Source organism: Butyricimonas hominis (assembly GCF_014287455.1).
Classification (GTDB): domain Bacteria; phylum Bacteroidota; class Bacteroidia; order Bacteroidales; family Marinifilaceae; genus Butyricimonas; species Butyricimonas muris.
In genome coordinates this window covers 22,915-44,146 of record NZ_JACOOH010000004.1, presented here as the reverse complement: position 1 = coordinate 44,146, position 21,232 = coordinate 22,915, and the positions used below count along the sequence as shown (strand labels likewise).

14 protein-coding genes are annotated in these 21,232 nt (G+C 43.2%); 13 read left to right on the top strand and 1 reads right to left on the bottom strand.

All coding sequences use genetic code 11. From position 1 onward, the window contains the following. The first annotated feature begins 126 nt into the window (after positions 1 to 126). The 4 genes from H8S64_RS09315 to H8S64_RS09300 are packed head-to-tail and all read left to right on the top strand — an operon-like array spanning position 127 to position 8,636. Positions 127 to 3,639 carry a SusC/RagA family TonB-linked outer membrane protein gene (locus H8S64_RS09315; protein WP_255469492.1) on the top strand — a complete coding sequence of 1,171 codons (3,513 nt, stop codon included), beginning with the start codon at positions 127 to 129 and terminating at the stop codon, positions 3,637 to 3,639. A gap of 34 nt (positions 3,640 to 3,673) precedes the next feature. Continuing rightward, positions 3,674 to 5,095 (top strand): RagB/SusD family nutrient uptake outer membrane protein, encoded by a 1,422-nt coding sequence (locus tag H8S64_RS09310; protein ID WP_186975860.1) that lies wholly within the window; start codon positions 3,674 to 3,676, stop codon positions 5,093 to 5,095. Between the two features lie 28 nt (positions 5,096 to 5,123). After that, entirely contained in the window at positions 5,124 to 5,987 is an 864-nt protein-coding gene (locus H8S64_RS09305) for a hypothetical protein (protein WP_186975859.1), read from the top strand. A 24-nt stretch (positions 5,988 to 6,011) separates the two neighbouring features. Next, the gene (locus H8S64_RS09300; protein ID WP_186975858.1) at positions 6,012 to 8,636 is read left to right on the top strand and encodes a zinc-dependent metalloprotease; all 2,625 of its coding nucleotides are present in this window, start codon (positions 6,012 to 6,014) and stop codon (positions 8,634 to 8,636) included. A 61-nt stretch (positions 8,637 to 8,697) separates the two neighbouring features. On the opposite strand, the gene H8S64_RS09295 is transcribed toward H8S64_RS09300, so the two are convergent. Beyond that, the gene (locus H8S64_RS09295) at positions 8,698 to 9,126 is read right to left on the bottom strand and encodes an Hsp20/alpha crystallin family protein (RefSeq protein WP_186975857.1); all 429 of its coding nucleotides are present in this window, start codon (positions 9,124 to 9,126) and stop codon (positions 8,698 to 8,700) included. A 257-nt stretch (positions 9,127 to 9,383) separates the two neighbouring features. Between H8S64_RS09295 and H8S64_RS09290 the strand changes: the two genes are divergently transcribed. The 9 genes from H8S64_RS09290 (at position 9,384) to H8S64_RS09250 (ending at position 21,218) form a co-directional block, all read left to right on the top strand. After that, on the top strand, positions 9,384 to 10,265 hold the full coding sequence (locus H8S64_RS09290; protein WP_186975856.1) for an energy transducer TonB: 882 nt from the start codon (positions 9,384 to 9,386) through the stop codon (positions 10,263 to 10,265). 125 nt (positions 10,266 to 10,390) lie between these two features. Next, positions 10,391 to 10,966, top strand: coding sequence for a sigma-70 family RNA polymerase sigma factor (locus H8S64_RS09285; protein WP_099291781.1), 576 nt, complete (start codon positions 10,391 to 10,393; stop codon positions 10,964 to 10,966). Between the two features lie 100 nt (positions 10,967 to 11,066). After that, positions 11,067 to 12,224 carry a FecR family protein gene (locus H8S64_RS09280; RefSeq protein ID WP_099291782.1) on the top strand — a complete coding sequence of 386 codons (1,158 nt, stop codon included), beginning with the start codon at positions 11,067 to 11,069 and terminating at the stop codon, positions 12,222 to 12,224. Positions 12,225 to 12,255: 31 nt separating this feature from the next. After that, positions 12,256 to 15,903: a SusC/RagA family TonB-linked outer membrane protein gene (locus H8S64_RS09275; RefSeq protein ID WP_255301971.1), complete on the top strand. Its 3,648-nt coding sequence runs from the start codon at positions 12,256 to 12,258 to the stop codon at positions 15,901 to 15,903. A gap of 11 nt (positions 15,904 to 15,914) precedes the next feature. Continuing rightward, positions 15,915 to 17,456: a RagB/SusD family nutrient uptake outer membrane protein gene (locus tag H8S64_RS09270; RefSeq protein ID WP_186975855.1), complete on the top strand. Its 1,542-nt coding sequence runs from the start codon at positions 15,915 to 15,917 to the stop codon at positions 17,454 to 17,456. Between the two features lie 22 nt (positions 17,457 to 17,478). Next, a complete protein-coding gene (locus H8S64_RS09265; RefSeq protein ID WP_099291784.1) occupies positions 17,479 to 18,432 on the top strand; it encodes a hypothetical protein in 954 nt (317 codons plus the stop codon). 179 nt (positions 18,433 to 18,611) lie between these two features. Next, complete coding sequence (locus tag H8S64_RS09260) at positions 18,612 to 19,526, top strand: DnaJ C-terminal domain-containing protein (RefSeq protein WP_186975854.1); 915 nt, start codon at positions 18,612 to 18,614, stop codon at positions 19,524 to 19,526. Between the two features lie 12 nt (positions 19,527 to 19,538). Further along, positions 19,539 to 19,856: a chaperone modulator CbpM gene (locus tag H8S64_RS09255; protein WP_099291786.1), complete on the top strand. Its 318-nt coding sequence runs from the start codon at positions 19,539 to 19,541 to the stop codon at positions 19,854 to 19,856. A gap of 159 nt (positions 19,857 to 20,015) precedes the next feature. Continuing rightward, complete coding sequence (locus H8S64_RS09250; protein ID WP_186975853.1) at positions 20,016 to 21,218, top strand: energy transducer TonB; 1,203 nt, start codon at positions 20,016 to 20,018, stop codon at positions 21,216 to 21,218. Positions 21,219 to 21,232: the final 14 nt, after the last annotated feature.

Genomic DNA, 21,232 nt, shown 5'->3' with positions numbered 1-21,232 from the left:
GGTGACGCACGATCCGGGATAGGGCTTATTAATAATAATAATATACCTATTTGCAAAAGTATGAAAAAAAAGCGAACGAGGTGGTTTTTCATGCGAGGTTTTGAACCACGAAAATTATTGAAAGTAATGAAACTAAGCGTAATTTTATTATTGGCAAGCATGCATCTGGCGGTTGCCGGTGTTAAGGCTCAAGCGAAGATCACGGTTGAGGCGAAGATCGTGACTTATTTGGAGTTATTTAAACAGATCAAAGAACAGACGGGGCTTACCGTGGTGTATAGTAACAACGAGTTGGATAAGTCGCAAACCGTGGAAGCGGGATTCGTGCAGACGGATTTGAAGGTTGTGCTGGATAGAATTTTAGAAGGCACACGTTTGACTTACGAGATGATGGATGAGTTTATTGTTTTGAAACTAGCTCCGGAGGAAAAGAAAAAGTCGTTGAATATCGTGGGGCGAGTGTCAGATAAAGACAAGTTGCCTCTCCCCGGGGTAGCCGTGATGGCGAAAGATTTGAAGTTAGGAACGACGACTGATCATAACGGGTATTATTCTTTGCTTTTGCCGATGACGGATAATGTTTCTCTCGTGTTTTCGTTTATGGGAATGAAGACTGTAGAGGTGAAGTACGTGGGGCAAGATTCGATTAACGTGGTGATGGAGGAAGACATCAAGGCTTTGGACGACGTGGTGATTACCGGCTACGGGAGAACGGCGAAGGGGAATTACACGGGAGCGGCAACCACGGTGAACGTGGCGGATATTATGATGGCGGGAGCTTCTTCTATCGACCAGATGTTGCAGGGGGTGGTTCCGGGAATGCTGGTGCAGTCGGGAACCGGTATGGTGGGCTCTTCACCGAAGATACGCGTAAGGGGTACTTCTTCTTTGCTGGGGAGTCAGGAACCGGTATGGGTGGTTGACGGAGTGGTGCAACGGGATCCCCAACCGTTTAACTCGGAGGATAACACGAAGTTTTCGGTGGACGCGGATGATATTTCCCAGTTAGCGGGTAATGCAATTTCATGGTTGAATCCCAATGATATAGAAACAATCACTGTTTTGAAGGATGCTTCGGCTACCGCTATTTATGGTTCCGAGGCGGCTAATGGTGTCATCGTTATCACGACAAAAAAGGCAAAAGCGGGTAAAGTTTCGGTATCGTATAGCGGGGATTTTTCTATAGGTCAGAGACCTCGTTACGGGTTGTATGACCGGATGAATTCACAGGAGATGATGGAGTTCTCGAGGGAAATGTACGAGGATCGGGTGGTTTACCCTAACACGATTTTGGAGGTCGGGTATGCCGGATTGTTGAAATCTTATTTGGATAAAAAGATTTCGAAGGAAGATTTCGATAAGGAATACAGGAAAATGGCCGAGCGAAACACGGATTGGTTTGATTTGCTGTTCAGTAATTCGTTTAGTCATAAACATAGTTTGAGTTTGAGCGGTGGTTCTGAAAAGATTCAGAACAGGACTTCGTTGGGATACACGGACGAGAGGGGAGAAGCGAAGGGGAATAACGTGGCGTTGTTTACGGCTACCTCTAACACGACGGTGAATTTGTTTGACAATAAATTGATGGTGAATTTGTTGTTGAAGGGTACTTGGCGAAAAGCGGAAGGTTTTGCCTATGACGTGGATCCTTTCAATTATGCGTATAACACGAGCCGTGTGATCCCCATGTATAACGAGGATGGTACTTTGCATTATCATGACAAATGGGCGGAAACCGAAAGTACGGTAATTAATAGTAAATATAATTACTTGTATAATATTCAGAATGAGTTAGATAACACGGGAAGCGAGAACAACACGAAGAGTTGGGGGGCAACCTTGGACTTGAAATGGAATATTTTGCCGGGATTGGAATACCAAGGCTTGGTGTCTTATGCTTCCTCGTCGGCAGACGTGAAAAAGTATGCCACGGAGCGTTCTTTTTACGCTTCTACTCTCCGGGGGTATGATTTTGAGGCTTACGAAAATTCTGCCGAGGAGTTCGGGTATACCCGTTTGCCTTTCGGGGGATTGTTGGAAACCGGGTTGACGGATGTGACTACCATCACGGTGCGGAATGCTTTGGTGTATGATAGAATGTTCAAGGATGTGCACCGGATGACGTTGCAGTTGGGTATCGAAACTAATTCTACTAAAACGAGAGGGTCGACCGGAAAGCGTTACGGGTATTTGAGGGAGCGGGGCGAAACTTTCGTGAAGTTGCCGATGACGTATATATATTTGGGTGATCCGGTAGATAATGATTTGGCACAAGGAGAAGCTACCGTGTTGAATAAGATTGACAATAAACTGAGCGAGTATGTTTCCGCCGTGTATGCTTATGATAATCGCTACGTGTTGAATGTCAGCGCTCGTCTTGATGCATCCAATCGTTTCGGGCAGGATAAAAATAAACGTTTCGAGCCGACATGGTCGGTGGGAGCGAAGTGGAGAGTGGCTTCGGAGAATTTCGCGAGAGATTTGTGGTGGTTGAATAATTTGGATTTGATAGCTTCTTACGGTTATCAAGGTAACGCGGTGGAAACGGTTTCACCTTATTTGATAGCGGAACAGGGAGGCGTGAATGAATATTATAATGATTACGTGTTGAACGTGAAGTCGTTGCCTTATTCTGATCTTGGATGGGAAAAAACGAAAACCTATAATTTGGGGGTAGATGCCGCATTCTTGGAAGGACGATTGAATTTCACGGTGAATTATTTCAAAAAGGTCAGTGACGTACTTTCTTCCCGTAATATCCCCCGGGAAAATGGAGTGGAGAAAGCTATCGTGGACGGGGGTGAGATGACGAATACCGGTTATGATTTCGTGATTAACGTGATTCCGGTTCGGACGAAAGATTTCACTTGGCAGTTGTCATTGAATACGGCCGTGACCAAGAATAAGGTAAATAAGAATCAACGGATTAATACCTTGAACGATTATCTGGATGGTAGTGCCGTGGTGAACGGGGAGGCTTTTTCCACGTTCTATTCTTTCAAGTATGCAGGTCTGGATGATGAGAATGGTTTCCCGAAATTTGATTACATGGATGTGGAGGACGGGGAGAGTCCGTTGGCCTATTTGGTGAAGTCCGGTAAGTTTACCCCGGATTTTTCGGGAGGTTTGAACATGATGTTCAAGTACCGGAATTGGTCGTTGTATGCTTTGTTCAACGTGCAGTGGGGAGGACATGCCCGTTTGCCGAAGTTGTATGACACGGATAGCAATTACGGGATTCCAACCCCGGAGCAGAATGTATCCCGGGATTTAGCCAAGCGTTGGCGGAAAGCGGGAGATAAAACCAATATTCCTTCTATTCCGACGAGTAAAGCCTATATCAATTTGCCGACGACAGCCACGGTAGCGAGTTCGGAAAGACGGTTGTATGATATGTATAATAATTCCGATTTGCGAGTGGCTAACACGGATTTTATTCGTTGTCGTTCTTTGTCGTTGTCTTATGATTTTGAACAGAAGTGGTTATCTCGAATCGGGGCGCAACGGTTGTTGCTTAAAGCAAGTATGACGAACCCGTTTATGTGGGTTTCCGATAGTAAATGGAACGGGTTGGATCCGGAAACGGGAGATTGGCCGACGAGAAGGGTTACTTCATTGTCTTTACAAGTGATGTTTTAAGAGGTAAGTTGAGTGTTAAATAATAAATAATGATATGATGAAGAAATTACAATTCATGATATGCTTATTGGGATTGCTGGGGCTGGGGGCTTGTTCCGATTATTTGGAGAAAGAGTCCTCGGATGAGGTAATCGTGAAGACTGTTTCCGATTATAGTGAATTGCTTTTGGGGGCAGGCTATCCGTCACCGACAAAGGCGATTTATAATACGCTCTATTTGTTGGATGACGATTTTATGCTGAATGATAATAATTTTAACGACGAAACGGATAATGCTGGTGCAGTGGGTGTTTTCCCGTTTTTTACATGGCAACCGGATATGTGGGAACGACAGGAGGTGGATAAATCTTCGTATGATGAGACTTATTCCCCGACATACGAGCGGATTATGGGAGTGAATGCCGTGCTGGACGGGATTGATGAGGCAACCGGTGATGTGGAAGAGCGTGACCGGGTGAAGGCGGAAGCCTTGGCTTTGAGAGGTTATTATTATTTTATGTTGGTAAATCTTTACGGGGAACCTTATAATTATAATAAAAAGGCATTAGGAGTACCTTTGAAGTTAACGGCTGATATGGAAACGAACGGGAAAGCCCGGAGTACGGTGGAAGAGGTGTATGGACAGATCGTGAAGGATTTGACGGAATCGTCAGCTTTGTTTGAAAAATATACCAAGCGTAGGGGAAGTTTCCGGATAAATTTGCCAACGGTTAATATTCTTTTGTCTCGTGTTTATTTACACATGGAGTTATGGAAAGAAGCTATTGCTGCTGCCACGAAGGCGATAGAACATGGTAATTTGTTAACGAATTACGTGAATTTACCGGCAAGCGCAATTTGTATTGCCAATTATAGTTATTCGGAAGTGGAGTGGGTGTATGGTAATGGAAATACACCGAGTCGATTGAATACGGTTCTTGTTTCTTCGGATTTGCGTGAAAAGTTTGATGCGAACCCGAATGATACCCGCCGGCTACTTTGGTTTGATGCGAACTGGAATGTTACTAAAAAACGACTGAGTTACCCGAGCGGTACGCCAAGAATGCCGACAAATTCGATTCGCATGTCGGAGGCTTACCTGAATCGGGCAGAAGCTTTGGTACAGGATAATCAAATCGGGTTGGCATGGGATGACTTGGAGCATTTGCGGGAGAATCGTTATCGGGATTATGATGAAGCGGAAATTACAGATGCGGTGGCATTGCTGGAAGCAATTCGTGAAGAACGTCGATTGGAACTTTGTTATGACGAGGTGCGTTGGTTTGATTTGCGGCGTTATGGAATGCCTGCTATTTCTCACCGGTATAAGGCAAGGAGTTCGGCGAATTGGCAGACTTACGTGTTGACGGAAAAAGATCCTTTGTACACGTTACCGATTCCTAATGAAGTGATGGACGAGAATCCGGGATTGCAGCAAAATGAATCGGCAAAGCAGCCTTTGAGGCAAGGGAAATGAGAAATGTAGAATCTAAAATGTTACAACGATGAAGACGAGTATATATGTATTCTTGTTTGCGCTCCTGTTTTTAGGAGCCTGCGCGGAGGACAAAGAGATTGGGGAGATTCAAATAACTGACCCGGATTACGTGTTGCCACAGGGAGGGAATGCTGCTGCGGATGAGGTCATTTTGAAGTTGTATGAAAAGTACAATACTTATTTCTTGTATAAATACACGGAAAAAGATATAGAATGGACTCAGACGGCTCTTTGGGCTTATTATGATTATGAGCCGATAGACCCCAATGATGTTGTGAATTTATTAAACTTGTTGGAAATTACTTGGTTTGATTTGTATGATGCGGAGGTTTTGAAAAGAATGATGCCTTATCGGGTATTTTTAACGGGGATGTTGAAGGAAGATATTGGCTCTTGGTGGGAAAATTGGGTAGATATTCCGGCTCGTTATCTGGAAAATCAGATAGCCATTAATAAGGTGGAGAAGGATGTGGCTGATATGTCTGCCGCGGAAAAGAGAGAATTTAAATCTTATTTGCAAGCCACGTTCTTGGAATACTGCGTGGCTTATGGTGTGATAACTATTCCTGATGAGTTTTATGCTGGAAGTGATTACACGAAATCTTATGCAAGTAGTTCGGAAGAAGCGAGAGAGTGGGGATTCGTGTACAATCCGAAAACGGATAGTGAATGGAGTTATGATACTTACCAAATCACTTCTACAGATGATGTAAACGCTTATTTGGCTTCTTTGGTATATCGCACTACCGGGGAGTGGGCTGAGGATTTGGAATACCCGTTGATTCGGGAGAAATATCAAATACTGGTCAACTGTCTGAAGGAGCAATATGGTATAGATGTTTGTAAAATCGGTAACACTGTTTATGAATAATGTTGTATGTTTAAAATGTATTGTATGAAAAAAAGTATTGTAGGTTTATTACTTTTGGTGTTTATGGCACCTTGCGTGTGTAAATCTTTTGCGGCAGAAAGGAAAAAGAAAAATGTCAAAGAAGAGACGAATGTCGCAAAGGAAACGAAATACGAGAAGTTGATGAAAAAAGCGGGACGGGAGACCGCTTCAGGGGAGTTTCTTTCTTTGCACAAGATTGGGGGAAAACTTTACGTGGAACTTCCTTTGAAATATTGCGGACGTGATTTATTGATTGCTTCCACGACATCGGAATCCAGTAATTCCAGATTGGCTATGGTCGGGTATAAAACACTTGATCCTTTGCATGTCAGATTCATAAAGATGGATAGTACGATTGTACTCCAGAACGTAAATGCCATGATGGAGGGGGATAAGGAACTGGAGATTGCCATAAAACGAAATTACATGGACACGTTTTATAAGAAGTACCCGATAGCGGCTTATAATAATGATTCTACTTCGGTTGTATTTGATATGACGGAATTGTTCGTTGGGGACGAGGAAGCTTTGAAGCCGGTTGAGAGCAATTACAGTATTCTGGGGATCTCTTCTCGGTTGAAACCGGGATTCGGTATGTTGGATAAGATCAAAGCTTTCGATGATAACGTAACGATAGCGTCGTACATGACTTATGATTATAGTATATCCTTTTTTGGGCAGAATATCGGGTCGGGAGAATTGACGACTAAAGTAATGCGTACGATATTGTTGTTGCCGGAGGAGCAAATGAAACCGAGAATCGCAGATTCCCGTGTAGGTATATTTCTTACCGGCAAACAAAATATCACTATGGCGGCAGATGGGATTGAAAGTTATGCATTGGCTAACCGTTGGAGATTGGAACCTAAGGATATGAAGGCATGGGAATGCGGGGAACTGGTGGAACCGGTGAAACCTATCGTGTGGTATATTGATGATGCTTTCCCCGAATCATGGAAGGAACCTTTGAAACAATCGGTTTTGATATGGAATCAGGCTTTCGAGAAAATCGGTTTTAAAAATGTGATGGTTGCACGTGATTTCCCGAAAGATGATCCTAATTTTGATCCCGACAACTTGAAATATTCATGTATTCGTTATGTGCCGATCTCGGTTGAGAATGCCATGGGACCTTCTTGGGTAGACCCGAGAACCGGAGAGATTATTAATGCGACCGTACTGGTTTATAATGATGTAATTAAATTGATTAATAGCTGGCGTTTTATCCAGACCGCGCAGTTAGACCCGAGAGTGCGGGGTAAGAAATTGCCGCAAGAGGTGGTGGATGAATCCTTGGCTTACGTGTTTGCCCATGAAATAGGACATACGTTGGGATTGATGCATAATATGGCTGCTTCCAGTGCTTATCCCGTGGATTCGTTACGTTCCGCATCCTTCACGAATAAATACGGTACGACACCCTCTATTATGGATTACGCTCGTTTTAATTACGTGGCGCAGCCGGGTGACGAGGGAGTACGCTTGTCACCTCCGGATATGGGTGTGTATGATGAGTATGCCATTAAATGGTTGTATTCTCCTATCCCGGGTGATAAATCAGTACGGGAGGAAGCTAAAATATTGGAAGGCTGGGTAGACGAGAAGGCTGGCGATCCTATCTACCGTTATGGGAAACAGCAAGTGTATTCTCGTTATGACCCGAGTGCCCTTGAGGAAGATTTGGGAGATGATGCTTGTAAAGCGGGAGATTACGGGATCAAGAATCTGAAATATATTTTGGAGAACTTGAATAGTTGGATAAAAGATGATGAATCGACAGCTCACAGACAGGAGTTGTATTCGGGACTTTGTAACCAGTATAACCGTTATTTGTTGAATGCCTTGACTAACGTGGGAGGTATTTATTTAACGGAGGTGAAAGACGGAACTCCGGGTGAGCGTTGGAGAGCGGTTCCTCGGGATGTACAACAAAAATCGTTGAAATGGGTTATTAAACAATTGCGTGAAAGCGATTGGTTGGATCAAAAAGATGTGACGAGCAAATTCCCGTTGGCAATCAATCAATCTCTTATGTTGAAATCTCGAGTGGGTAAAAAATTATTTCAACTTAATAAAGGCATATTATTGTCTTCTCATGTCAGCACTCAACCTTATACATTGGAGAATTACTACGATGATCTTTTTGCCGGAATCTGGGAATCGGCTATGAAAGGGCGTAAGTTGACGGCTGGTGATAAAATATTGCAGAGGTTGGCTGTGCAGGAGGCGATAGCTGCAGCCGGAAAAGTTATGGATAAAAAAGGAGGTAAATCTCTTCAAGTTGCAGATATGATTTATGCTCCTTCTGTAGATGAGATTGCTCTTTACGGATTGGATGAAACGGGTTGTATTAATGAATATTTGCCGGAATTGCGAGCTCTCGAGGAAGAACACGGGAAAGGTTATGTTGCAGCTTGCTTGCGAGAGAAATATCAGTTTGGGGATACTGGCGATTACGGTTGGCAGAAAGAGGTGAATGTAAGTGATATAGATGAATCTGCTGCTTATTGTGCCGTTATGTTGAAGAAAATAGAGAATTTGATAAAAACAAAACAGGCAATGGCAAATGTAGGGGATAAAATTCATTATCAATCCCTTTTGTTAATGATTGAAGCACAGAAAAAATAGCGTGTCAATAAAAAAAGTCGGTCAATTTTTGACCGACTTTTTTATATTGGTTACCTTAATCTTATTTTATTTCAATGGTTCTTTGTTCTTTTTTAATATCCTCGATGGAAATCTTCGGTAGATCAATGGTTAATACACCGTGTTCTACACCGGCGGCAATCTTTTCTTTGTCAACATCGTCGGGCAGAATCATCGTCTGCTGGAACTTGGAGTATGAAAACTCACGACGCAGGAAGCGTTGTTCTTTCTTCTCCTCGTTGTTTTCAATTTTCTTCTCCATGGTGATGACCAGATTATTATCTTCGTCAATGCGAACGTTAAAATCTTCTTTTGTCATACCCGGGGCGGCAACTTCTACTTTATAATCTTTTTCCGACTCGATCACGTTGATTGCAGGTGCAGTTGCGTTTGTTCTAGTCATCCACTCGTTATCAAAGAAATCATTAAAGATACTTGGTAACCAATTTTGAGTTCTTCTTACAGGCATCATAATTTCAGTCTCCTATCTTTAAGTTTAACATTCAATCTTATCTTTGGACTCCGGCTCTTTTTAGGAACCGTCGTTCGATAAGGAATAGTGCAAAGCCTGTGCCATCGTGATTTACGGACTTTTTGTCATGGATATTATGTCAAATTTTCATTTTTTGCTTCGTCATATGACAAATATTTTCAATTTCAAGTACGTTTTTGTGATAATAATTGTAGCTTTATGGCTGTTTAAATAGGTATGTACTTAATAAATACATTATGCATAGATCAAATAATAATTACAATTGGGCTAGAACAATATTTGTTGTAGCGTTGGTCGTTGGCCTTGGATGGATGTCTTCTCCGGTAATGGCACACGGCACGGAAGTGTGTTTGGCAGATGGTGATACTACCGTACATGTGGTTGCAGATGTACAGCCGGAGTTTAACGGGAATCTGAATCAATGGCTCGGGGAGAATATCATGTACCCGGAAGAGGCTCAACAGGAGCGTATCGAGGGCAAAGTGTTCGTGACTTTCACGGTAGAAAAAGACGGGGCAATATCTCATGTTACCGTCGTGCGTTCGGCTCACCCGATTCTGGATGCGGAGGCTGTGCGCGTGATCCAAAGTATGCCGAAATGGAAACCCGCCATGATGAACGGTGAAGCGGTACGTTTTTCCAAGACTTTGCCGATCACGTTTAAATTGGCAGAGGAACAATTGACTTACGAGCAATACCTGAAGAATCTGGAAGAGGAACAAGAGCTACTGAAACAAGGCAATCAATTAACGCCGGAGGAACAGGCAGCCCGCGTAGAGGCTTTCAAAAAACAGTTGGGAGATGATGCCACGCTTTACAAATTGTTGCTGGAAAAGAGTCAGGCTATCAAAGGCGAGATCGACAGTGTGGTGAAAGCTCAAACCAAAGTATTGAAGTTGAAAAAGACGGATGTAAAAGAATTGACAAAAATATACGAGAACGAGATTGACGCGAAGATCAAATTGATCGAAAGTCTGGGAACAGATGATTTTGTCAATAAATTTGTATCTTCCGAGATAAAGATGAGACAACTCGAGATGGACAAGATGTTGCAGATAAAAGATTTATTGAAAGATCGTTTTAAACTCTATTTCGAGAATTATATTTTGCAGCAATAATTATTACAAGGTATTAAATGACGGGTCGGGATGTAAATACCCCGACCCGTCATTGTTAAATTCAGTCTTAAGATAAGACATTTCAATAATTTTGTCATATATTTGACACTCCAAGATAAGACTATATGGTGATAGAGGATAGTGTCATATTAAATTCAATCCGGAATAATAAACCAGAAGGTATACATTTACTTTTTGATCGATACTATCGTCCGTTAGTTCTATACGCGGATGAATTCTTGAAGGACCAAGCTACTGCCGAGGATCTGGTTCAAGAGTTGTTTTTAAAATTATGGGAGGGTGATTATCTCTTGGAGGTATCTGAAAAGAATCTGGCGACTTATCTGTTTTCCGCGATAAGGAATAAATGTCGTACTTATTTTGAAAAGAAAGATGTTTTGCAAAAACGGGAAATGTTGGAAGATGTTGACATCCCGGTAGAGATGGTCGTGCGGATTGACGAGGAACGGATGGACATCGTGATGAAAGAAGTCAATCTTCTTCCCGAGCGCACCCGACAGATCGTGGAGTGTATCATGTTGAGGAACTTGAAATATAAAGAGGCTGCCGAGGAATTGCACATTTCTGTAAATACCGTAAAATTCTTGCTTAATAAAGGTATCGTGCGTCTGCGCGAACGTCTTGCTCATAGAAGCAGCGAAATTCTTCTATTTTTCTTGCGTCGGTTACACTTGTTTTAGTATTGGGAGATAATGCATTAGGATTTTCTAGGAAAAAAAACGGAAAAATACCTACCCATTTTTCTATTTTTTCTGTCTTCCTAGAAAAATATGTATTCGTATGCCAATACAAGAGGAAATATATGAACTGATATTCACGAAACTTAGTCAAGGTCTTGACAAGAACCGGAAGGAGTGTCTGCAGGCGTGGCTGGATGAAAGTGAACAAAACAGAAATGCTTACCGGGAAATTTGTTCTTTATGGTATAGTGGCAAATGGGCTTATAAAAGAGAACAAATACAAAAATCCGAAGGATGGGAGAAAATACTTGAAATCAAGAAAGGAAGACGGAAGAAACGTTTACTCAAAATATGGAGTGCGGGAGTTGCAGCTTCTGTTGTATTGATTATGGGAGCCTTTTTCGTCTCCCGATTTATGGATAGAGGACATGTAGAGCGAGTGACGGAATCCAGACAGGCTAATGTAACATTGATTCTGGCTTCAGGTGAACGAGTGGATGTAGGTCATAGGACAGACCGGATGATTCGGGAAGCCGGATCGGTGATTCGTTCGGATTCCGCGTTGCTGGTTTACGAGGAACATAGCATCGATACTCTTTCGGAAGAGACCGTGTATAACGAACTCGTTGTTCCGAAATGCGGGGAATATAAATTGCGTCTCTCGGATGGAAGTTTAATCGTCTTGAACTCGGAATCCAAACTCCGGTATCCCGTGAATTTTAATGGTGATACCCGTGAAGTCTTTTTATCCGGGGAGGCTTATTTCGAGGTGGCGAAGCATCCCGGTAAGTCTTTTGTGGTTCACACGGATCATGCGGATGTTCAGGTATTGGGGACATGGTTTAATGTTTCAGCCTATCCGGATGAGGAAAACACGGAGGTTACTCTTTTGAACGGAAGCGTACAGGTGGGGCGTGAAGAGGAACAAGCCATATTATTGCCCGGACAGCAATTTTTATTGAATAACCGAACATCGGAAAAGACAATACGTGACGTGGACACGAGCGTGTATGTCGCTTGGACTCGTGGTTTATTCCGGTTTGACGCGATGCCGCTGGAACAGTTGATGTTGAAATTGAGTCGCTGGATTCCTGTTACTTACACGTTTAAAGATGAAGCGATAAAGAAAATTCGCTTTACCGGGGGATTTCGGAAATATGACGACGTGGATCATACGCTCAAGATGTTGGAAGAAATTATAAATATTTCATTCAAAAGAAAAGGGCAGGAAATAATCATAGATTGGTACCAAAACTAACATAGAACGTAAAAACTTAAAATTCAAATTTATGGAAAAAAATCAAAAGGAAGGGCCTGAACCTTTACGGTACAGGTCGTGGAAGCTTTATACTGTCATGAGATTGACTTTGTTGATGAATGTCTTCTTTGTGCTTTTCTCTTTTGGAAATGGTTTTTCTCAAAAGAGGGTTACGATAGATTTGGGTGAGACAACGATAAAGGAAGCTCTGGTCGAATTTCAACGTCAAACCAATAAGATTGTAATTTACAGCGACGAGCATTTGGCCAATGACCAACGGGTGGTACTGAATTGTAAAGATGTGGAACTGGAAGAGTGTTTGAAGTTAATCTTGAAAGGAAGCGGTATGACTTATCGTTTTGAGGATGATTATATCTTGATAGTCCCTCTTAAAGTCTCTGAACAGGATTCTACTAAAACCGTCGCTAAAGTGGTTATTTCGGGTGTCGTGAAGGATACTGAAGGACTTCCTCTTCCGGGAGTGACGGTGCTGTTGAAAGGTATGAAGTTGGGGACTTCAACAAACTCGAAAGGGGAATTTACTTTGGAAATACCAAAAGTAAAAGATAAGGAAATACGCCTTGTCTTCTCTTTTATCGGTTTGCGAACGAAAGAAGTGATCTATAAAGAGAATGAACAGAAAACTCCGTGGGTGATCGTGATGGAAGAAGATATCCGGCAGTTGGGAGAGGTGACGGTAAGTACCGGTTATCAAACCGTGAACCGGAAAGATATGGTGGGGGCGTACACGACGGTAAGGGCTTCTGATATCATGCAACCGGTATATACTTCTGTCGACCAGATGCTGCAAGGGCGGGTAGCCGGAATGATCGTGATGAATACCAGTTCCCGGGTGGGGACGAATCCTAAAATACAGATTCGGGGAACCTCCACGATATTGGGGAATCAGGATCCGTTGTGGGTGGTTGACGGTATTATCCAACCGGATCCGCTTCCCTTGGACGTATCCTCTACCATGACGGAAGATTTGAAAAATGTACTCGGTAATCAGATTTCTTGGTTGAATCCTTCGGATATAGAAACGATCACCGTGTTGAAAGATGCTTCGGCTACGGCGATATACGGTTCGAAAGCCTCGAACGGGGTTATCGTTATCACGACCAAAAAGAGTAAAACCGATCGTCTGAGCGTGAATTATACGGCGAATTTTTCTTTCAAACAGAAACCCAGTTACGGGATGTTCAACATGATGAATTCCTGCGAGCGTATTGATTACTCCAAGGAAGCCTACGAGAACGGGGGACGTTTCATTGCAGAGCCTGTGGCACAGACTTCGTCGTACGAGGGATTGATGAGGCTTGTCGCGAGCAAAGAAATCACGATAGAAGAGTATGGAACTTACTTGGAGAGGCTGGAAACCGTGAATACCGACTGGTTTGATATATTGACACAAAATGGTTTTAGCCACAATCACAATCTCAGTCTGATGGGCGGATCGGAAAAAGTGACTTATAATTTGTCATTTAACTTTAGTGATGACCAAGGGCAGGAAATTGGCAACTCTGCCAAGAAAATGGGACTTCGGTTAAGAGTGGGTGCGCAATTGCTGAAAAATTTGAACGTGGACGCTTCCGTCATTTTAGCAAGGGGAGATAACCGAACTTTCGGTCCGGGAGTCAACCCGATGGAATATGCCAAATCAACAAGTCGGGCTCTGCCCGCTTATGACGAGAACGGTGCTCCCCTCTATTATTTGAGAAGTAATCCTTATGCTCCCGCGGGTAAAGACATCCTTTACAGTTATAATTTTGAAAACGAGCGAGATAATAGTTACGCCAAGGCGTTTAATATGAATACGAATGCCTCCCTCAACTTGAATTGGGATGTTACTTCATGGTTCCGTTATGAATTGGTACTTGGTTACACGGAGGTATCGAATACTTCCAAATCATTCGCGGGTGAGCAAACGTATCATATTGCTTCCAAGTACAGGGGATATGATTACGGTACGGCAGAACCCGGAAGCGATGAATTTAAATCCGCCATGCTGCCTTTCGGGGGGGAATACATGACTTCATACCTTTCGAATAAAAGTTATAACATTCAAAACAAATTTGTATTTAGCAAGACTTTCAATGAAGATCATCGGTTGAACGCGATGGCGGGAATTGAGGTACGTTCGGAGGATGCGGACGGTACGGCAAACACGGTATGGGGGTATACTCCGGACAGGGGGAATGGCTTGGTCGCACCGACCGGATTGAAGCAGTTGGTGACAGCAGAGACTCCTAAAGATTGGGGTATATTGCAGGCTTTGTATAGTGGCGGATGGAAAGAAACGGATCAGGTGAATAACTATCTTTCCTTGTTTGCCACCGTGGCTTATTCTTACAAAGATAAATATGTATTCAACGCGAATATTCGTTCCGATGCCTCGAATGCTTTTGGGCAAGACGTGAATAAACGTATGGACCCGACTTATTCTTTTGGTGTTTCTTGGCGGATGGCTGAAGAACCTTTTATAAAAAATCATATCAGTTGGTTGAACCAATTGAATTTCAGAGCGACTTACGGGGTGCAGGGAAATTCTGTAAATACGGTAAGCCCTGAAATGATTTTAGGAAGATATAGTACAGTTTTCAAGCCATTTAACGAGTACGGGGCGGGAATACGTTCTTTACCTAATCCTAACTTGAAATGGGAACGGACGAAATCTTGGAACTTGGGATTCGATTTACAATTGTTCAACGGGATTACCATGAACCTTGAATATTACGGACGCTCATCTGATGCGATTGTCGCGCAAAAGATTCCGGAAGAGTATGGAATATCTTCAATGAACATTAACGGGGGAAGAATCACGAACCACGGTGTGGAGTATTCGGTTCATTTTACTCCTTTCCAACGAAAAGATTTTGCGTGGACGATAGGGATCAATAGTTCCAAAAACTGGAATAAAGGCAGTTCTGTCAATGAAGTCAGTACACCTGATTTAAGTGAGTATTTGTCTGGCTCCTCCAGTCGTGTTTTAAAGAAAGGCTATCCGATATCTGCCATCTGGTCTTTCTCCTTTGCCGGATTGGATCCCGAAACAGGTTATCCGACGTTTAATTACATGGATTTTGAGGAAACGGATTCAAAAATGGACCCGACAGAGTATCTGGTGTATTCCGGTCAGACAGATCCTTACTTTACGGGCGGGTTGAATACCCGTTTGCGTTACAAGGACGTTTCTTTTGGTGCGGACTTCTCTGTCCTTTTAGGAGGTAAAAAACGGTTGCCGAGTTTGTACTCGGGAGAAAGAGGAAGTGTATTTATGCCGGATCCGTTTATCAACGTGGATAAAGAAATTGCTAAACGTTGGCGAGAGCCGGGTGATGAAAACAAGACCAAGGTTCCCGCGATTTACACGAGCAGCAATTTTAGTGATTATTGGGTAAAGAGACCGGATGGAGGTAGTTCGAATATGTATGAGATGTGGGATAAATCCGATTTCCGGGTAGTTAGTGCCTCTTTCCTGCGTTGTACCCAGATGTCATTGACATGGCGTGTTTCCGGGGAATGGTGTAAGAAACTTTATTTGACCAATTTGTCTATCAGTGCTTACGTGAACAATGTATTTGTGATTGCCAGCAAGAAATTCAACGGTTTCGATCCGGAATTGGGGAACAGTGTCATGCCTCGTACTTATTCTTTGGGAATTAATATTGGATTTTAAAATGGAAGTTTATGAAAAAGATGATGTTATATTTTTGGGGAATACTGCTCGTGTGTGCTTCTTGCAGTGATTTTTTAGAGCCGAGATCAAACACGCAATTTATACCGGAAGATGTTTCCGCTTTGCGGGAACTGATGATTGCGGAGGTATATACGCTGAATATTGCCATGGCCGGACCTTTGGTGCTTTTGGATGACGATGTTGACGGGGGCGAATTTATAGAGGGAAGGACAAGTGCGGTTGAAGGTCCCTTGGCTGCTTTTAGTTGGCAACCCGATATGTTTGAGATATTTGGAGCCGCGGGTATGAGTGACCAATGGTTTGCCCTGTGGAGAGACGGGTATAGCAGGATATTAGGGTGTAATGCCGTGCTTGATTATGTCGATGATGTAAATGGCCTTGAAGAGACTAGAAATGAGCTGAAAGCACAGGCTTTTACTATGCGTGCCTTTAATTATTTGTATATCGTGAATATATTCGGGGCCCCTTATTCTTATGATAAAAAAGCATTGGGCGTTCCGTTAAAACTGAATAGTAATATCGAGGAATCGTTGATGTCCCGGAATACGGTGGAAGAATGTTACGCCCGCATCGAGAAAGATTTGTTGGAGGCAGAACGACTGTATTTTACTATACCTGTGGAAAAACGATGGAGACCGGACTATAAAGCCAGTCTGCCGATGGCGCAATTGTTATTGTCCCGCGTGTACCTTGAAATGGAGAATTGGGAACAAGCTCACAAGTACGCGGAAAAGGTGATTTCCGATTACGCTTTTCGGTTGAAGGATTTGAATGAATTTGTACCCACGGAAGACGTACCTTATTATGATTTCTGTAATGTAAATTGTCCGGAGCAAATATTTTCTTATTCTCAAAATGGTTGCTTGACTGTTTTCCCGAGGGAGGGAATACCTAAAAACAGGTGGAATTATGTCGCTTCTCATGGTCTGTTGAAATGTTATTCGGAAAGTGATTTGAGAAAAGACAATTACATTATTGATGAACCCGGGTGTAAAAAAGAAGCTCCCGAAGGCATGCCTTGGGATACGTTGGTACGTCGTCCTGTCGGGAAGTATGGTGTGAATTCTAATCGGAGCGTGATTGAAAGCGCTCAATCTGTATTGAGTCTTCGGGTGGCTGAAGCGTATTTGAATTCTATGGAGGCGGCAGCATTCTTGTACAAGGCGGGAGACGCCCAAATGCAGACAAAAGCCATGGAACGTTTGGAAGATTTACGCTATATGAGATATCGTAGAAAAGACTATCGGAAATTGAGTGTTTTTTCCGATGCGGAAGCATTGATCACTTATATCCGTGAAGAGCGTCGCCGGGAACTTTGTTTCGAGGGGCATCGTTGGAATGACCTAAGAAGGTACGGGATGCCGGAAATAAAGCATCGCTGGAACTTGGATGGGAATCAATGGGTGGAATACACGCTAAAAGAAAAAGATCCTGCTTATACACTTCCTATTCCGGAATCGACACGAACGAGAAATTCATCGTTGGTGCAAAATCCTTTAGCCCCCAAGCGGGAAGGCGTAGCTGTGCGATAATGTATAATTTAAAACATCGATTATGAAAATGAGATATTTATTGTTGTTGATCACGGGACTAAGTCTTTTTTTAGGCGGTTGTTACGATGAAGACAAGGCAGTGCCGTCCGGGGATTATTCTCCCGTGCGTTTTGAATTCCCGCAGGGGAGTGAATCGTGGGATAAACTTTTTGAGCAAATGTATGATGATTTTGGTATTTGCGTGATTTATAAGGATTTTACACCGGGAGATTTGAATAAAAACTGGACGATCTCTGCCGGTGGAGATTGGACCGGACATCCGGTTCCAGATGACCATATGCCGAAATACGAGGATTTGTTAAAGAATTATTTGGTTCCTTTCTTGGGGAAAAAAGAGATCGTGGAGGCATGTTCCCCGCTCTATCTTTATTTGGCTGAAGATTTAGGGGGATCTTATGCTTCTTACGGTGATAATGTTGGAGTTAATCTGAATGGTTTGGATTTTTGGGCAATAGGTTTACTTGATACAATAAAATTTATCTTTGATATTCCTGGTATAGAGGATTTTAGGCACGGGCTTGTACATTCCGTGTATAATAAAATTGTTGAAAATAGTGTGGTGAAAAATCTTATCACTGAGCCAGTTGGCTTTCAAGCAGGAATAGATTATAAAACGGAAATTGAAAAGGAGAATCCAGAAGATCCGAATTACTATATGAATCGTGGTTTTGTTGGATATATTACTTGTATGACATCTATGTGTTGTATGTTTAATTGGAGTGATTATTGGTACGGGAATATAGAACAGATTGTCACGGCGAAAGGAGGAGATTTTATGATGTTCACCCGTGCGGCAATGCGTTGGACGAAAGAAGAGTTTGAGGAGAAATTCCCACCCGAAAAATATCCTCTGGTAAACGCACGCTACAAGATGGTCGTCGAACAATTTAAGAATTACGGGTTTGACTTGCCGGGATTTGCAAAGAAAGTAAAGGAATTACCTACACCATTCTAAGTTTCTGGAAGATTTATTTTCTCCGGTTAGAAAACAGGGGGATCGTGTGTCGGTCTTCCTGTTTTTACTTTTTGCCACTTTGTCAGTTCTCGTGTAACTATGCGTCATTTTCAGACGTATATTACAAGTTGGTACATGGTTTGTATTAACATATTACAGAATGTATAAATTATAAAAGTATGGCCTATATAGATTACTATAAGATTTTAGGAGTTGATAAAAGTGCTTCGCAGGATGCCATCAAGAAGGCTTTTAAAAAGTTGGCCAGAAAGTATCACCCGGACTTGAACCCGGATGACCCGAATGCCAAGCTACGTTTTCAAGAGATAAACGAGGCGAACGAAGTATTGGGCGATCCGGAGAAACGGAAAAAGTATGACCAATACGGGGAAAACTGGAAACATGCCGATGAGTTCGAGGCTCAAAGGCAGCGCCAGCAACAGCAAGGCGGTGGTTTCGGTAGCGGCGGTGGTGCTTACTGGTCGTCGGAAGGCGGTTTTTCCGGCATGGGGGGTGACGGGGAGTTCTCGGACTTCTTCGAATCCTTGTTCGGTTCCCGTCGTGGCGGAGGGCGTTCTGCCGGATTCCGGGGACAGGACTATAACGCGGAATTACACCTGTCATTTCAAGATGCGGCACATACCCACAAGCAGATATTAACGGTAAACGGAAAGAATATAAGGATCACCGTTCCCGCGGGAGTGGCGGACGGGCAGACCATCAAGTTGAAGGGACAAGGCGCTCCCGGCGTGAATGGCGGTCCGGCAGGAGATTTGTATATCACTTTCGTGATAGCCGAAGACCCCGTGTTCAAACGCTTGGGGAATGATCTGTACGTGACGGCACCGCTGGATCTCTACACCGCAATTCTCGGCGGAGAACAAATGGTAGACACCATGGACGGGAAAGTGAAATTGAAAGTAAAACCCGGCACGCAAAACGGGGCTAAAGTAAGGTTGAGAGGCAAAGGATACCCCGTCTACAAGGAAGACGGCAAGTTCGGCGATCTAATCGTGACTTACTCCGTGCAGATACCGACCGACTTGACGGAGAAGCAGAAAGCGTTGTTCAAGGAATTACAAGGTCTTAAATAAAACGTGTCAGTTATGCAAACAGATTTGATTATAATTAAAGAATATTGCCGGCAAAGTCATGTCGATCCGTCGTTTATCATCTCTCTGGAAGAGGATGGATTAATCGATATTCAGGTCGTTGACGGCGAACGTTATTTACCTGTTGAGCAATTGGGAGATCTGGAACGGTTTGTGCGTTGGCATGAAGACCTGTCCGTGAACATCGAGGGTATCGGTGTCATCCATGAATTGATGGGACGTATGCACGATATGCAACGTGAACTCGACCGTATGCGTCGGGAACTTCGATTGTTCCATGCCGATTACCGGAATACCCCGGAAGAGTATTGAGAAATTTGAAATAAATAGTGAAAAGGCAAAGAGATTTTTGAGAAAGGCTCTTTGCTTTTTTGTTTTTTATTTATATATTTATCAACAATTTTAAGCGTGTGTAACTTTAATGAAAATACTATGACTACTACCCGTTGTTTGATAAATAGTTTAATATCAATGCTTTTCTGTATATATGGAGGAGCAGGTATTTCCGGTTTGAAAGCGAGTGTAATCTTTTCTGGAACAGTAGAACGGGACACGACCGTGTATCTCGTGGCGGATGAAGCTCCGCGATTCGAAGGTGAATTGGAAACATGGTTGGGTGAAAACATCCGCTACCCTCAAGAGGCGTGGGATAACGAGATTGCCGGACGGGTGATTATGGCATTCGTGATAGAGCCGGACGGGAGTATTTCGGGGGTCAAGGTGTTACGAGGTGCCCATCCCTCTTTGGACATGGAGGCAACACGGGTTATCGGGGCAATGCCGAAATGGAGCCCGGCAAAGATTGGCGGTAAGGCGGTGCGTTTTTACATGACCTTTCCTTTGCTTTTCAAAATAGAACAACCGATGGCGGGAGTTCACTCTTACGAGGATTACGTGGCAATGTTAAATCGGGAAGCCGGGATTCCGCTGGATGAAGTGGCTGAAGAACAAGATCAGGAAATAATTCAAATTCTGATGGATAGAGAGCGTGTCCGATTCCGTACGGATGCGGAAGCCTATTTGTATTATCGAGAAGATTTACGAAAGAAAAAGAATGCGGTCACCACTCGTGCGGCAGGGTTACTTGAATGTTATAATTTCAAAAGTGCTAACATAAAAGTTCTGGCGGCAGTATTTGAACAGATTATCGGACAGGAATTAGCATTGGTTGAAGAGATTGGAAAGGAGAATTTCATAAAGCGATACGCCGCTCTCTCTCCCCGTATCCGGCATCTGCGGATGCAGGAAGAGGTACGGTTGAAGGATTGCATGAACGAGCGGGAACATCGTGTGTATTTCACGCGAGAAATTAGTCCTAGAATACAGGCACAGGAAGAAGTTGTCGGCGATTCGTGCTCGTGTGGTTGTATCTTCCATATACTCTCGCCTCTGACCGCGTACAGGGATTTGAACTACGCGTTAGCAAAAACGGTAAAATATCCTATTGTTGCGCAGGAAAGGAATATTCAAGGGAAAGTCTGGTTGAGTTATACCGTGGGGATGGACGGGAAAGTATCCGTGGTGGAAATTCTGCGTAGTGCGGACCCCGTTTTGGACAAAGAAGCGGTAAGAGCTCTCAAAAGTATCACTTTCCCGGTGCCCCCATACTGCCTTCTGCACAAGCGTAGAGTGGCACTTCGTTCGGTAGCTCCTGTTAATTTCAGACTGCAATAGAGAATCAGATAGAA